The following is an 11,852-nucleotide window of genomic DNA, read 5'->3' as shown; positions in this document are numbered from 1 at the left end:
ATGAGCGCAGACCCGCATTACCAGGCCACAGAAGAAGCCCACACCGGCCCGATCAAGAACCCCAAGCAGCTCCTGCTGGCGGTTTTTTTCTCGTTCATCGCGCCCATCGCCATCATCGTGGGCCTCGTGGCCTTCGTGGTGTCGGGCACCCGGCCTTCGGGCACGGCCGAGGGCGACAACATGGCGCTCTACGGGGTGTCGAAGGACGCGCGCGACCGCGAGCTGGCCGATCGCCTGAAGAAGGTCGGCGCGATCGAGATCCGCGACGCCAACCGCGCGCTGGCCGCGGGCGATGCCGTCTTCAAGGCGCAGTGCGTTGCCTGCCATGGCGCCCCGGGCATCCCGGGCGCACCGCATCTGAACGACGCGGCGGCCTGGGGGCCGCGCATCGGCCAGGGTTACGCCATGCTGCTCGAACACGCCCTCAAGGGCAAGGGCGCGATGCCGCCGCAAGGCGGCGGCGACTTTGAAGACCTCGAGATCGGCCGTGCGGTGGTCTACATGGCCAATGCGGGCGGCGCGACCTTCCCGGTGCCCGACCGCCCTGCCGCGGCGGCTGCACCGGCCGACGGTGCGGCATCTGCAGCAGCCCCGGCCGCCAGCAAGTAAGCGGCGAGCCGCTCCTCTCCGAAGCCGGCTGCATGCCGGCTTTTCTCATGGTGCCGCCCGTTCAGGTCGCCTGGTGCGCTGCCGGGCTCAGCACGTGACCGAAGCGCAGCGGCAGGTCGATGGCCTGGACTTCTTCGGGTGACGGCCAGCGGCCCTGCTCGATGGCATCGGCGGCCAGGCCCACATCCTGCGTGTGCACCAGGCCCAGCCCCAGCGGCGTCGCCAGGTACACGCGGCCGGCTTCGTCCAGCAGGCAGGCGTCGATGGTCGTCGGCGTGCCGGCGTGCGACGACACCGAGAAGTCCTCGGCCACGCGCCAGACCCAGGGGGCGGCCTCAAGCTCGACATACACGCGCTGTGGCCCGTTCTGGAAGAACCACTGCCCGGCCTCGTCGTGCTCGTAGTTGCGCTGGATGAAATCGATCAGCTTGTCGTGTCGCAGCAGCGAGCCCTTCGACGCTGGGAAAGGCCCGGCCGCCTGCGTGCGGTCGTCCCGCATGTACCAGTTGCCGCGCGCGTCGAGGCCGAGCCAGCCGTGGCAGTGCGGCACGTTGGGCCACTTCGCGAGGGCTTGTTTGACGATGTCGTCCATGCGCCGATTCTGCGCGTCGGCCTAGACATACTGCGTCAGCCAATCGCCCACCTGCGCCGGCAGGCCGCGCACGTGGCCGGGCGGCAGGCCGAGCGGGAAGCCGACGTGCCCGCCGTGCGCCGGCTGCCACAGCGTGACGTGCGCGCCGACCTCCGCCTGCCGCGGCAGGCTGGCGCCGGGCACGAAGGGGTCGTTCAGCGCGTTGACCACCAGTGTCGGCACGCGGATGTCGGCGAGGTGCGGCTTGGACGATCCGCGCGACCAGTAGTCGTCGACATCCCGGAAGCCGTGCAGCGGCGCGGTGAACACGTTGTCGAAGGCGTACAGGTCGCGGGCCGCCAGCAGCGCGTTGCGGTCGAACAGGCCGGGGTGCTGCGCCAGCTTGGCCAGCGCCTTGGGCTTCATGGTCGCCAGGAACATGCGGGTGTAGACCAGCCGGTTGAAGCCGCGCCCGATGGCTGCGCCGCCGGCCGCGAGGTCGAGCGGTGCCGAGATCGACGCCACCGCGCGCACCCGGCGCGCGGCCTGGGCACCAGCTTCTTCGGCCCAGCGCAGCAGCGCATTGCCGCCGAGCGAGACGCCGGCCGCCAGCATCGGGCCGGGGTGCTGCGCGGCAAAGCGCGCGAGGATCCAGTCGACCTCCTCGAAATCGCCCGAGTGGTAGGCCCGCGGCGCGAGATTGATCTCGCCGCTGCAGCCACGAAAGTGCGGCACCGCGAAACCCCAGCCGCGTGCGTTCGCGAAGGCGGCGAAGGCTTCCGCGTAATGGCTGCGCGACGAGCCTTCGAGGCCGTGGAAGAGCACCAGCAGTGGCGCAGACGGCATCGCCGCATCGACGACATCGACATCGACGAAGTCGCCATCGGGTGTGGGCCAGCGCTCGCGCCGGTAGGTGGGCGGCGGCCCGTCGGTGCGGCGCGCATACAGCGCCGGCCAGATCGTCTGCAGGTTGCCGCCGGGCAGCCAGCGCGGGGCGACGTAGCGCATGGGTTCGGGGTCAGTGCAGGGTCTGGCGCGCGTCGTTGTCGTCGTCGGGCTCGTGCGCGCTGCCGGGGCTGGCATGGTGCGCCACCAGGTGCCAGCCCTGGGCGGTCTTGTGATAGACGTTGGTGGCCAGCACGAAGGCATGGTGCGGGCCTTGGGCGGTCAGCACCTCGACGCGTTCGAGCACGTTGTGCACGGCGCTGGCCAGCGACTCGACCTTGCGCACCCGTGCGGGCCGGGCGTGGATGGCGCCGTTGGCGAACATCTGCTCGAAGGCCGCGCGGATGGCGCCCGTGCCCACCAGCCGCGGGCCGCCGGGGTGCACGCAGAACACCTCGTCGTCGTCGGCCCAGCAGGCCATGAGGGCTTCGATGTCGCCGCGTTGCAGCGCTTCGTAGAAGGCGGTCTCGACATCGTCGGCGGTGCCGCCGACGGCTGCGGCGCGGAGCTTGGTCTTGGTGGACATGGGTGCAGATGTAGGAGGAGATGGGATTTTGCCTGTGCCGCATGTCCGCTGGGCTATGCTTGCCGCCCACCCCGCCGGCTGCCGCGTCGTCACGCCGCCCGGCATCGAACGACCAAGGGAAAATCACCATGAAACGCTGGCTTCTGACCCTCCTCGCGGCGCTGTCGCTCAGCCTGCTCACCGGCTGCGGCTACAACCAGTTCCAGTCGCTCGACGAGGCCAGCAAGTCGGCCTGGAGCGAGGTGCTCAACCAGTACCAGCGCCGCGCCGATCTCGTGCCGAACATCGTCGCGACCGTCAAGGGCGAAGCGAACTTCGAGCAGGAGACGCTGACCCGCGTGATCGAGGCGCGCGCCAAGGCCACGTCGGTGCAGGTCACGCCCGAGACGCTCAACGACCCGGCCGCCTTCGCCAAGTTCCAGCAGGCGCAGGGCGAGCTGTCGTCGGCGCTGTCCCGTTTGCTGGTGGTGTCGGAGCAGTACCCCAACCTCAAGGCCAACCAGGCCTTCCGCGACCTGCGCGTGACGCTGGAGGGCACCGAGAACCGCATCACCGTGGCGCGCAACCGCTACATCCAGACGGTGCAGGAGTACAACGTGCTCGCGCGCAGCTTCCCGACCAACATCACGGCGAAGATCTTCAGCTACGACCCCAAGCCGAACTTCAGCGTGCAGAACGAGGCGCAGATCTCCACGCCGCCCACGGTCGATTTCGGCGCGCCGAAGAAGTGAGTTGCGCCCCATGAACGCGGCGCGGCTGGTGCGGCATCTCGCAGGGCTGTTCGCGCTGGTGCTGTGCCTGTTCGGCGACGCACACGCGCAGGCGCTGTTGCCGGTGCCGGCGCTCACGGCCCGGGTGATCGACCAGACCGGCACGCTCGACGCGGCGCAGACCCAGGCGCTCGACGCCAAGCTGGCCGCCTTCGAGCAGCAGAAGGGCAGCCAGCTCGTGGTGCTGATGGTGCCCACCACGCAGCCCGAGGACATCGCCAGCTACGCCAACCGCGTCGCGAACGCGTGGAAGATCGGCCGCCGCGCGGTCGGCGACGGCGTGCTGCTGATCGTCGCCAAGGACGACCGCAAGATGCGCATCGAGGTCGCCAAGACGCTCGAGGGCGCGCTGCCCGACATCGCCGCGGCGCAGATCATCGACGACACGATGAAGCCGCGCTTTCGCGACAACGACTTCGCCGGCGGGCTGGATGCCGCGGCCGACCAGCTGATCGCCCGTATCTCCGGCGAGGCGCTGCCCGAGGTCGAGCGCCGCGACGACGCGCGCTCCGGCGGTTTCGGCTTCGACTGGGAGAGCCTGGCGATCTTTCTGTTCTTCGCGGTCGTCGTCGGTGCGCCGATCGCGCGCCGCATCTTCGGCGCCAAGCTGGCGCCCTTCGTGATGGCGTTGGGCGTCGGCGGGGTCGCCATGGCGATCACGGCGACGGTGCTCGTCGCCGCCATCGCCGGCATCGCGGCGCTGGTCGTCACGCTGATGGCGGGCGCCGGTGCGATGGTCGGCGGCGGTCGCCGGGGCGGTGGCTTCGGCGGGGGCTGGAGCACGGGCGGTGGCGGCGGCGGGTGGAGCGGCGGTTCGTCTTCGGGCGGCGGCTTCAGCTCCGGCGGGGGCGGCGATTTCGGAGGCGGCGGCGCCTCGGGGGACTGGTAGCCATGGCGTCACTTCTTGCCAAACTGGGCCGGCTCTGGCGCCATCGCTCGGCCGACGAAGCGGCCGTGCGGCGCGTGCTGCCGCCGGAGGTGCTCGACCGGCTGCAGGCCCGCGTGGCCGCCAGCGAACGTCGCCACACCGGCGAGATCCGCCTGTGCATCGAGGCGGGGCTGCCCACCAGCTATCTCTGGCGCGATGCGCCGGCGCGCGAACGGGCGATCATGCTGTTCGGCAAGCTGCGCGTCTGGGACACCGAGCAGAACAACGGCGTGCTGATCTACCTGCTGCTGGCCGAGCACGCGATCGAAATCGTGGCCGACCGCGGCATCGACCGCCACGTCGACGCCCAGGCCTGGCGCGCGATGGCGCAGCGCATGGGCGCGGCCTTTCGGGACGGCCGCTTCGAGGACGGACTGACGCAGGCGCTGGAAGAGGTGTCGGCGCTGCAGATGGCGCATTTCCCGCGCGCCGAGGGCGAGCCCGACCGCAACGAGCTGCCGGACGCGCCCGTCGTGATCTGAGGGGCTCAGCGCCCGTCGAGCGGCCCGAAGTTCGACGGCGCCAGGTCGGTGTCGAAGCCCGAGTCCAGCGCGGGCAGGCCGGGCGGCAGCAGCGCCGCGTTGACGCTGGGGGGCGCGTCCACACCGTCGTGCTCGCGCAGCAGCCGGCGGTTGATGGCGTGCGTGGCGTCGAGTTCGCGCTGCATGGCTTTGGCCACCTGCGACAGGGTGCGCAGGCGCCGGTTGTTCTCGCGCACCCGCACGCCCAGCAGCCCGGCGACGGTCAGCAGCAGCCGCGTCGCGACGGCCGGCTGCACTTCGACCAGCCCGCGCAGCGCCTCGCGCGAGAGGATGGCGAGCTTCAGGTCGGTGAGTGCCGTGCAGGTGGCCGAACGCGGCGCGCCGTCGATCAGCCCCATTTCGCCGATCAGGCTGCCCGCGCCGATGAGCGAGATCACCATGTCTTCGCCCGGCGCGCCAGTGGCGTTTTCGGCGCGCACCTGGCCTTCGATCAGCAGCGCCATGAACTCGTTGCCATCGGTCTGGCCTTCCTCGATGAAGACGGTGCCGGCCTCGACGAAGACCGGCTGCATGGCGTCGATCACCAGGCCCGCGTCATGGAAGTCGAGCTCGGCCACCGGCGAGGCGCGCATGAGCATCAGCGCCGCCTGGTCGCGCAGGCTGGTGGCGGGGTTCCGTCCGTTGTTCATCGCCCGACACCTCCGGCGCTCGCCGCTTCGGGCAGCGCCCACACCGCGTCGCCACCGACGCCGTAGAAGCGCCGGCCGGGCGCCGCCGGCACCTGCCAGCCGCCGGTGAATTCGCCGAAGGCCGGCAGGATCGCCTGGCCGCCTTCCTGCACGAAGCAGGGCAGCCGCAGCCGGTCGCGGCCCCGGCCCTGCAGGCGGCAGACGGGATGCAGGTGGCCGGCCAGCACGAAATGCGTCGGATGCGTCTGCGGGTGGTGGCAGCAGGCGAAGGGGCCGAGCAGGTGCGGCTCGTCGACCACCGCGATGCCCAGCGCGGCCGGCGGGTCGCCGGCGCGGCTGTCGTGGTTGCCGCGCACCAGCGTCATGCCCAGCCCATCGTGCGCGTCGCGCCAGGCCTCCAGCGCGGCCAGCACCTGCGGCGTGCGGGCCTGCGCCGCGTGCAGGAAATCGCCGAGGAAGACCAGCGCGGACGGTGCATGCCGCGCGATCAGTGCGTCGAGACGGTCGAGGTTTTCCTGCGTGGTTCCGCCCGGCACCGGCTGGCCCAGCGCACGGTAGGTCGCGGCCTTGCCGATGTGCAGATCGGCGATGAAGAGTGTGCGCCGTGCGGGCCACCACAGGGCGCGTTCGGGAAGCAGTTCGAGGGATTCGCCCGCCCAGTCGACGGGGCAGGCGGTGGAAACGACGGAAGGCACCGAGAGAGTGTCCCAGAAGTCCCGGAACACGGTGCTGGCCCTCAGACGATCGCGAAGTGCTCGGTGCCCGCGGAAAGGTCGGTCGAGCGGGCGCGCTGGCTGTTGAGCTTGATCTGCAGGCGCAGGTCGTTGGCCGAGTCGGCGTTGCGGATCGCATCCTCGAAGCTGATCGCGTTGCACTCGAACAGGTCGAACAGCGCCTGGTCGAAGGTCTGCATGCCGAGGTTGCGGCTTTTCTTCATGATCTCCTTGATCTCGCCGACCTCGCCCTTGAAGATCATGTCGGAGATCAGCGGCGTGTTCAGCAGCACCTCGACCGCGGCGATGCGGCCCAGGCCGTCTTGCGTGGGGATCAGCCGCTGCGAGACCAGCGCGCGCAGGTTGAGCGACAGGTCCATCAGCAGTTGCGCGCGGCGTTCCTCGGGGAAGAAGTTGATGATGCGGTCGAGCGCCTGGTTGGCGCTGTTGGCATGCAGCGTGGCCATGCACAGGTGGCCGGTTTCCGCGAAGGCCACCGCGTGCTCCATCGTCTCGCGGTCGCGGATTTCGCCCATCAAGATGACGTCGGGCGCCTGGCGCAGCGTGTTCTTCAGCGCCGCTTCCCAGCTGTCGGTGTCGATGCCCACTTCGCGCTGCGTCACCACACAGTTCTTGTGCGGGTGCACGAACTCGATCGGGTCTTCGACCGTCACGATGTGGCCGAAGGAATTCTCGTTGCGCCAGTCGACCATCGCCGCCAGCGTGGTCGACTTGCCCGAGCCGGTCGCACCCACCAGGATGGTCAGGCCGCGCTTGGTCATCGACACGTCCTTGAGGATCTGCGGCATGCCCAGCCCGTCGATGGTCGGCAGCACGGCGGGGATGGTCCGCAGCACCATGCCGATCTTGCCCTGCTGCACGAAGGCGTTGACGCGGAAGCGGCCGATGCCGGTGGGCGAGATCGCGAAGTTGCATTCCTTCGTGCGCTCGAACTCCGCCACTTGGCGGTCGTTCATGATCGAGCGCGTCAGCGCCACCGTGTGCTGCATGCCCAGCGACTGGCCCGACACCTTGGTGATCTTGCCGTCGACCTTGATCGCCGGCGGGAAGTCCGCGGTGATGAACAGGTCGCTGCCATTGCGGCTCACCATGAGCTTGAGCAGATCGTTGATGAACTGACTGGCCTGATCGCGTTCCATGAAGTACCTGCCTGTCTGAGCTGAAAGGGTTGGCGCCTGCCAAGGACGCGGAAGGTTTTATGCCAGGAACGCCGCGGAACGGGCTTCGCCCGGCCGCTGGCGTTGCCCCCGGTAGGGGGAGGGCGGAGCGACACGCAGTGCGCGCAGCCTGGGGGCGAGCATAGCTAGCCTGGGAAGTTTTCGGGGATCTTGGCCTTGCCGCGCGCTTCGGCGGCGCTGATGACGCCGCGGCGCACCAGGTCGGTCAGGTTCTGGTCGAGCGTCTGCATGCCCTGGCCGCTGCCGGTCTGGATCGACGAATACATCTGCGCCACCTTGCCCTCGCGGATCAGGTTGCGGATGGCCGAGGTGCCCAGCATGATCTCGTGCGCCGCCACGCGGCCCTGGCCGTCCTTGGTCTTGCACAGCGTCTGCGAGATCACGGCCTGCAGCGACTCCGACAGCATCGCGCGGATCATTTCCTTCTCTTCGCCCGGGAACACGTCGATGATCCGGTCGATGGTCTTGGCGGCCGACGAGGTGTGCAGCGTGCCGAACACCAGGTGGCCGGTTTCGGCGGCGGTCATTGCGAGGCGGATGGTTTCCAGGTCGCGCATTTCGCCCACCAGGATCGCGTCCGGATCCTCGCGCAGGGCGGAGCGAAGCGCGTTGGCAAAGCTCAGCGTCATCGGGCCGACTTCGCGCTGGTTGATCAGGCACTTCTTGGACTCGTGCACGAATTCGATCGGGTCTTCGACCGTCAGGATGTGGCCGTACTCGGTCTCGTTGAGGTAGTTCACCATCGCTGCCAGCGTGGTCGACTTGCCCGAGCCGGTCGGGCCGGTCACCAGCACCAGGCCGCGCGGCTTGAGCGCCAGGTCGCCGAAGATCTTGGGGGCGTTGAGCTGCTCGAGCGTGAGGATCTTCGAGGGAATCGTCCGGAACACCGCCGCCGCACCGCGTGCCTGGTTGAAGGCGTTCACGCGGAAGCGGGCCAGGCCGTCGATCTCGAAGGAGAAGTCGACCTCCAGGAATTCTTCGTAGTGCTTGCGGTGGGTGTCGCTCATGATGTCGTACACCATGGCGTGCACCGCCTTGTGGTCGAGCGCATCGACGTTGATGCGCCGCACGTCGCCGTGCACCCGGATCATGGGCGGCAGCCCCGACGAGAGGTGCAGGTCGGATGCCTTGTTCTTGACGCTGAATGCCAGCAGTTGGGTGATGTCCACGAAGACCCTCGGTGACGTTTTGATACGCTTTGGATGATTATGACGATGATTGCCGCCAACCTCCACCAAGTTCGCACACGGATCGTGACGGCCTGCGCGGCGGCCGACCGTGACCCGACGGCGGTGCAGTTGCTGGCCGTCTCCAAAACCTTCCCGGCCGAGGCGGTGCGCGAGGCGCTGGTGGCGGGCCAGACCGCCTTCGGCGAGAACTACGTGCAGGAAGGCGTGGCCAAGATCGAAGCCCTGGCCGACCTGCGTGCGCAGCTCGTCTGGCACTGCATCGGCCCTCTGCAGAGCAACAAGACGCGCGTGGTGGCCGAGCACTTCGACTGGGTGCACAGCATCGACCGGCTGAAGATTGCCGAGCGACTGTCGGACCAGCGGCCGGACGGTTTGCCGCCGCTGCAGGTCTGCCTGCAGGTCAACGTCGACGGCGGCGCCAACAAGTCGGGCGTGTCGGCCGACGAGGCGCTGGCGCTGGCGCAGGCCGTGGCGTCATTGCCACGGTTGCGCTTGCGCGGGCTGATGGCGATCCCGGAACCGGCCCCCGATTTCGACGCGCAGCGGGCCTTGTTCCTGCGCGCGACGGCCGTTTTCGAGGAGATCCGCGCGGCCGGCATCGAACTCGACACCCTGTCGCTGGGGATGTCAGCCGATCTCGAAGCCGCGGTCGCCGCGGGCAGCACCCTGGTCCGCGTGGGCACGGCGATCTTCGGCCAGCGCTAGCGCCGCGGCCTGCTCTCGGCGCCATTCGACGACCGGACGGCCGCCCACGCCCCAGTTGTCCAGATCCACTTCGTCGATCACGACGAAGGTGCTGGCCGGGTCCTTGTCGAGCACCCGCACCATCAGCTCCGTCGCGCCCGCGATCAGCTGCTGCTTCTGTTCCTGGGTCACGCCTTCGCGCGTGATCTCGATCTTGATGTAGGGCATGGCGGATCACCAGTGGCCGGCGGCCTGCCCGCCGTCGACGTGAAGGATCTCGCCCGTCACGAACTTGGCGTTCTCGAGGAACAGCACCGCGTCGACGATTTCCTCGATGTCGGCCATGCGGCCCAGCGGATGCAGGCCACTGAGCGTCGCGTGGGTTTCAGGCGGATGCATCGGCGTCTTGACGATGCCGGGCGCGACCGCATTCACGCGAATGCCGCGCGACGCGTACTCGATGGCCAGCGACTTGGTGGCGGCGTTCAGGCCGCCCTTGGTCAGCGACGCCAGGACCGACGGCACGCCGTTGATCGGCTGGTCGGCCAGGCTCGTCGTGATCTGGACGATGTGGCCCGACCCCTGGGCTTCCATCCGCTTCACGGCCAGCTGGCTGATGTGGAAGAAGCTCGCGAGGTTGGTGCCGATGTTCGCCGCCCAGTCCTCGCCGGTGAATGCGGTGAACGGCTTGGCCGTGAAGATGCCGGCGTTGTTGACCAGCGTGTCGATGCGGCCGAAGCGCGCCACGCCCTCGCTGAAGATCCGCTCGGCCGTGGCGCGCTCGGCAACGTCGCCCGCGATCGCGAGGATGTCCGGATCCGCGCTGGGGCCGATCGACCGCGAGTTGGCGACGACCCGGAAGCCGGCCTTGCGATACGCCTGGACGAGTGCTGCGCCGATGCCGCTGGAGGCGCCTGTGATGACGGCGACTTGGGAAGCGTTGGAAGTCATGAGGAAGGTCCTTTCAAGGGATGACATGCAGACCGTGGCGGGTTGCTGGATCTGTTGCATCGACTTTATTGATGTTCTTTTGTCGATTAAAGTAGGTTCACCGAACATCTATGCGTACATGATGTAATGAATCAAGCGAGCCGCACCCCATGAACCGGCAGTTCGACGACGTGATGCTGGGCAGCATCGAGCTGTTCTGCCTCGCCGCGGAGCAAGGCAGCTTCACGGCGGCAGCGGCGACCGCCTCGGTCACGCCTGCGGCCGTCAGCCGTTCGGTCTCGCGGCTCGAAGAGCGGCTCGGCGTGCGTCTCTTCACACGGACCACCCGCCAGATGCGCCTGACCGAGGCGGGGCGCGCGTACTTCGAGCAATGCCGGCAGGCCCTGAACCAGCTGGTCGAAGCCGAACGTGAAGTCACGGGCCACCAGGCCGCGCCCTCCGGGCTGCTGCGCATCAGCGCCCCGACCACCTATGGCCACTACCGCCTGCTGCCCCTGCTGCCGGCCTTCCGCGAGCGCCACCCCGACGTGAAGGTCGAGGTCAACGTCAGCAACCGCAACATCGACTTCGCGGAAGAGGGCTACGACCTGGCGATACGGGCGCGGGCGACGGGCGACTCCACACTGGTGGCGCGGCACCTGGAGGACACGCCGCTGGTCGTGGTCGCATCGCCCGACTACCTGCGGCGCCACGGAACGCCGTTGACCCTCGATGACCTACGGGCCCACGAGTGCGTCCAGTTCGAATTGCCCAGCAGCGGGCGCCCCATCCCGTGGCTGTTCCGGCAGGAGGGCCAGGACCTCGAACTGCAGACCACCGGTGGCTATGCATGCTCGGACGATGTGGTCGCCGGCGCCACGCTGGCGCGCCACGGCGCGGGTGTGTTCCAGGCCTATCGCTTCGTGGTCGAGGAGGACCTGCGCACGGGTCGGCTGGTCGAGCTCCTGAAGGACTTCGGCGGGCGGTCGCGGCCCCACAGCCTGTTGTATCCGCACCGGCGCTTCGTGCCGTTGCGGGTGCGCGTGTTCGTCGACTATCTGCTCGCCCAGCGCGCCGCGTAGCCTCAGCCAGGCAGCGGAATCCGCGCGCTGCTCTTCACCTCTTCCATCACCGCGTAGGTCCGCGTCTCGCGCACGCCGGGCAGTTGCCACAGCACGGTGCCCGCGAAATCCCGGTACGCCGCCATGTCGGCCATGCGGGTCTTGAGCAGGTAGTCGAAGCCGCCGGCCACCATGTGGCATTCCATGATCTCGTCGCGCACCTGCACCGCCGCCTTGAAGGCGTCGAACACGTTGGGCGTGGTGCGGTCGAGCAGCACCTCGACGAAGACGGTGAATCCTCGCCCCAGCTTGTGCGGGTCGAGCCGCGCCTCGTAGCCCTGGATGTAGCCCTCGCGCGTGAGGCGCTGCACGCGCGCCAGCACGGCGGTGGGCGACAGCGCCACGGTCTCGGCGAGCTTGAGGTTGGACAGGCGGCCGTCTTCCTGAAGAACCTTCAGGATTTTCATGTCGATACGGTCGAGTCCGGGTAGGTCGCTGCTCATTCGGCGCCGATTATCCAGCGGACGGCATGAAATTTGGTGAATAACTCGTCCA

16 protein-coding genes are annotated in these 11,852 nt (G+C 68.8%); 6 read left to right on the top strand and 10 right to left on the bottom strand.

Annotated features, from left to right (window positions below):
* Entirely contained in the window at positions 1–609 is a 609-nt protein-coding gene (locus ACSFA2_RS12855; RefSeq protein WP_435455710.1) for a c-type cytochrome, read from the top strand.
* A gap of 61 nt (positions 610–670) precedes the next feature.
* Here the strand turns inward: ACSFA2_RS12855 and ACSFA2_RS12850 are convergent, their stop codons facing one another.
* From ACSFA2_RS12850 to ACSFA2_RS12840, 3 genes are read right to left on the bottom strand one after another with little or no spacing between them, the layout of a single operon-like run.
* Positions 671–1,201: a DUF2946 family protein gene (locus tag ACSFA2_RS12850; protein ID WP_435455709.1), complete on the bottom strand. Its 531-nt coding sequence runs from the start codon at positions 1,199–1,201 to the stop codon at positions 671–673.
* A gap of 21 nt (positions 1,202–1,222) precedes the next feature.
* Positions 1,223–2,188, bottom strand: coding sequence for a YheT family hydrolase (locus tag ACSFA2_RS12845; protein ID WP_435455708.1), 966 nt, complete (start codon positions 2,186–2,188; stop codon positions 1,223–1,225).
* Between the two features lie 10 nt (positions 2,189–2,198).
* Positions 2,199–2,651, bottom strand: coding sequence for a YybH family protein (locus ACSFA2_RS12840; RefSeq protein WP_286647029.1), 453 nt, complete (start codon positions 2,649–2,651; stop codon positions 2,199–2,201).
* A 128-nt stretch (positions 2,652–2,779) separates the two neighbouring features.
* Here ACSFA2_RS12840 and ACSFA2_RS12835 point away from each other — a divergent pair, with 128 nt between their 5' ends.
* Genes ACSFA2_RS12835 through ACSFA2_RS12825 form a run of 3 tightly spaced genes read left to right on the top strand, consistent with a single transcriptional unit; the run spans position 2,780 to position 4,831 of the window.
* Entirely contained in the window at positions 2,780–3,382 is a 603-nt protein-coding gene (locus tag ACSFA2_RS12835; protein WP_435455707.1) for a LemA family protein, read from the top strand.
* Between the two features lie 10 nt (positions 3,383–3,392).
* Positions 3,393–4,310 carry a TPM domain-containing protein gene (locus tag ACSFA2_RS12830; RefSeq protein WP_435455706.1) on the top strand — a complete coding sequence of 306 codons (918 nt, stop codon included), beginning with the start codon at positions 3,393–3,395 and terminating at the stop codon, positions 4,308–4,310.
* Between the two features lie 2 nt (positions 4,311–4,312).
* Positions 4,313–4,831, top strand: a complete 519-nt coding sequence (locus ACSFA2_RS12825; protein ID WP_435455705.1) for a TPM domain-containing protein — start codon at positions 4,313–4,315, stop codon at positions 4,829–4,831.
* Positions 4,832–4,836: 5 nt separating this feature from the next.
* Here ACSFA2_RS12825 and ACSFA2_RS12820 read toward each other — a convergent pair whose 3' ends face one another.
* The 4 genes from ACSFA2_RS12820 to ACSFA2_RS12805 form a co-directional block, all read right to left on the bottom strand.
* Positions 4,837–5,520 carry a Crp/Fnr family transcriptional regulator gene (locus ACSFA2_RS12820; protein ID WP_435455704.1) on the bottom strand — a complete coding sequence of 228 codons (684 nt, stop codon included), beginning with the start codon at positions 5,518–5,520 and terminating at the stop codon, positions 4,837–4,839.
* Entirely contained in the window at positions 5,517–6,215 is a 699-nt protein-coding gene (pdeM, locus tag ACSFA2_RS12815) for a ligase-associated DNA damage response endonuclease PdeM (RefSeq protein ID WP_435455703.1), read from the bottom strand. The genes ACSFA2_RS12820 and pdeM overlap by 4 nt, the downstream gene beginning before the upstream one ends.
* 41 nt (positions 6,216–6,256) lie before the next feature.
* Complete coding sequence (locus ACSFA2_RS12810; protein WP_435455702.1) at positions 6,257–7,393, bottom strand: PilT/PilU family type 4a pilus ATPase; 1,137 nt, start codon at positions 7,391–7,393, stop codon at positions 6,257–6,259.
* A 164-nt stretch (positions 7,394–7,557) separates the two neighbouring features.
* Positions 7,558–8,601 carry a type IV pilus twitching motility protein PilT gene (locus ACSFA2_RS12805; protein ID WP_262073217.1) on the bottom strand — a complete coding sequence of 348 codons (1,044 nt, stop codon included), beginning with the start codon at positions 8,599–8,601 and terminating at the stop codon, positions 7,558–7,560.
* A gap of 39 nt (positions 8,602–8,640) precedes the next feature.
* On the opposite strand from ACSFA2_RS12805, the gene ACSFA2_RS12800 reads away from it, so the two are divergent.
* A complete protein-coding gene (locus tag ACSFA2_RS12800) occupies positions 8,641–9,327 on the top strand; it encodes a YggS family pyridoxal phosphate-dependent enzyme (protein ID WP_435455701.1) in 687 nt (228 codons plus the stop codon).
* Here the strand turns inward: ACSFA2_RS12800 and ACSFA2_RS12795 are convergent.
* Together ACSFA2_RS12795 and ACSFA2_RS12790 are read right to left on the bottom strand one after the other, a co-directional pair.
* The gene (locus ACSFA2_RS12795) at positions 9,250–9,534 is read right to left on the bottom strand and encodes a tautomerase family protein (RefSeq protein ID WP_435455700.1); all 285 of its coding nucleotides are present in this window, start codon (positions 9,532–9,534) and stop codon (positions 9,250–9,252) included. The genes ACSFA2_RS12800 and ACSFA2_RS12795 overlap by 78 nt on opposite strands.
* A 6-nt stretch (positions 9,535–9,540) precedes the next feature.
* Positions 9,541–10,257 carry an SDR family NAD(P)-dependent oxidoreductase gene (locus tag ACSFA2_RS12790; RefSeq protein WP_435455699.1) on the bottom strand — a complete coding sequence of 239 codons (717 nt, stop codon included), beginning with the start codon at positions 10,255–10,257 and terminating at the stop codon, positions 9,541–9,543.
* A 149-nt stretch (positions 10,258–10,406) separates the two neighbouring features.
* Between ACSFA2_RS12790 and ACSFA2_RS12785 the strand changes: the two genes are divergently transcribed.
* Positions 10,407–11,318: a LysR family transcriptional regulator gene (locus ACSFA2_RS12785; RefSeq protein ID WP_435455698.1), complete on the top strand. Its 912-nt coding sequence runs from the start codon at positions 10,407–10,409 to the stop codon at positions 11,316–11,318.
* 2 nt (positions 11,319–11,320) lie between these two features.
* On the opposite strand, the gene ACSFA2_RS12780 is transcribed toward ACSFA2_RS12785, so the two are convergent.
* Entirely contained in the window at positions 11,321–11,800 is a 480-nt protein-coding gene (locus ACSFA2_RS12780; protein ID WP_435455697.1) for an Lrp/AsnC ligand binding domain-containing protein, read from the bottom strand.
* Positions 11,801–11,852: the final 52 nt, after the last annotated feature.

Origin of the sequence: Variovorax cryoconiti (genome assembly GCF_051216395.1) — a bacterium.
In the GTDB taxonomy this organism is placed as follows: domain Bacteria; phylum Pseudomonadota; class Gammaproteobacteria; order Burkholderiales; family Burkholderiaceae_C; genus Variovorax.
The sequence above is the reverse complement of the archived record's forward strand: the minus strand, read 5'-3'. Positions and strand labels throughout refer to the sequence as shown.

Excerpts from the sequence above, each read along its gene's own strand:
- ACSFA2_RS12855 (WP_435455710.1), top strand. The coding sequence starts at position 1 with ATGAGCGCAGACCCGCATTACCAGGCCACAGAAGAAGCCCACACCGGC.
- ACSFA2_RS12850 (WP_435455709.1), bottom strand. The coding sequence starts at position 1,201 with ATGGACGACATCGTCAAACAAGCCCTCGCGAAGTGGCCCAACGTGCCG.
- ACSFA2_RS12845 (WP_435455708.1), bottom strand. The coding sequence starts at position 2,188 with ATGCGCTACGTCGCCCCGCGCTGGCTGCCCGGCGGCAACCTGCAGACG.
- ACSFA2_RS12840 (WP_286647029.1), bottom strand. The coding sequence starts at position 2,651 with ATGTCCACCAAGACCAAGCTCCGCGCCGCAGCCGTCGGCGGCACCGCC.
- ACSFA2_RS12835 (WP_435455707.1), top strand. The coding sequence starts at position 2,780 with ATGAAACGCTGGCTTCTGACCCTCCTCGCGGCGCTGTCGCTCAGCCTG.
- ACSFA2_RS12830 (WP_435455706.1), top strand. The coding sequence starts at position 3,393 with ATGAACGCGGCGCGGCTGGTGCGGCATCTCGCAGGGCTGTTCGCGCTG.
- ACSFA2_RS12825 (WP_435455705.1), top strand. The coding sequence starts at position 4,313 with ATGGCGTCACTTCTTGCCAAACTGGGCCGGCTCTGGCGCCATCGCTCG.
- ACSFA2_RS12820 (WP_435455704.1), bottom strand. The coding sequence starts at position 5,520 with ATGAACAACGGACGGAACCCCGCCACCAGCCTGCGCGACCAGGCGGCG.
- ACSFA2_RS12810 (WP_435455702.1), bottom strand. The coding sequence starts at position 7,393 with ATGGAACGCGATCAGGCCAGTCAGTTCATCAACGATCTGCTCAAGCTC.
- ACSFA2_RS12800 (WP_435455701.1), top strand. The coding sequence starts at position 8,641 with ATGACGATGATTGCCGCCAACCTCCACCAAGTTCGCACACGGATCGTG.
- ACSFA2_RS12795 (WP_435455700.1), bottom strand. The coding sequence starts at position 9,534 with ATGCCCTACATCAAGATCGAGATCACGCGCGAAGGCGTGACCCAGGAA.
- ACSFA2_RS12790 (WP_435455699.1), bottom strand. The coding sequence starts at position 10,257 with ATGACTTCCAACGCTTCCCAAGTCGCCGTCATCACAGGCGCCTCCAGC.
- ACSFA2_RS12785 (WP_435455698.1), top strand. The coding sequence starts at position 10,407 with ATGAACCGGCAGTTCGACGACGTGATGCTGGGCAGCATCGAGCTGTTC.
- ACSFA2_RS12780 (WP_435455697.1), bottom strand. The coding sequence starts at position 11,800 with ATGAGCAGCGACCTACCCGGACTCGACCGTATCGACATGAAAATCCTG.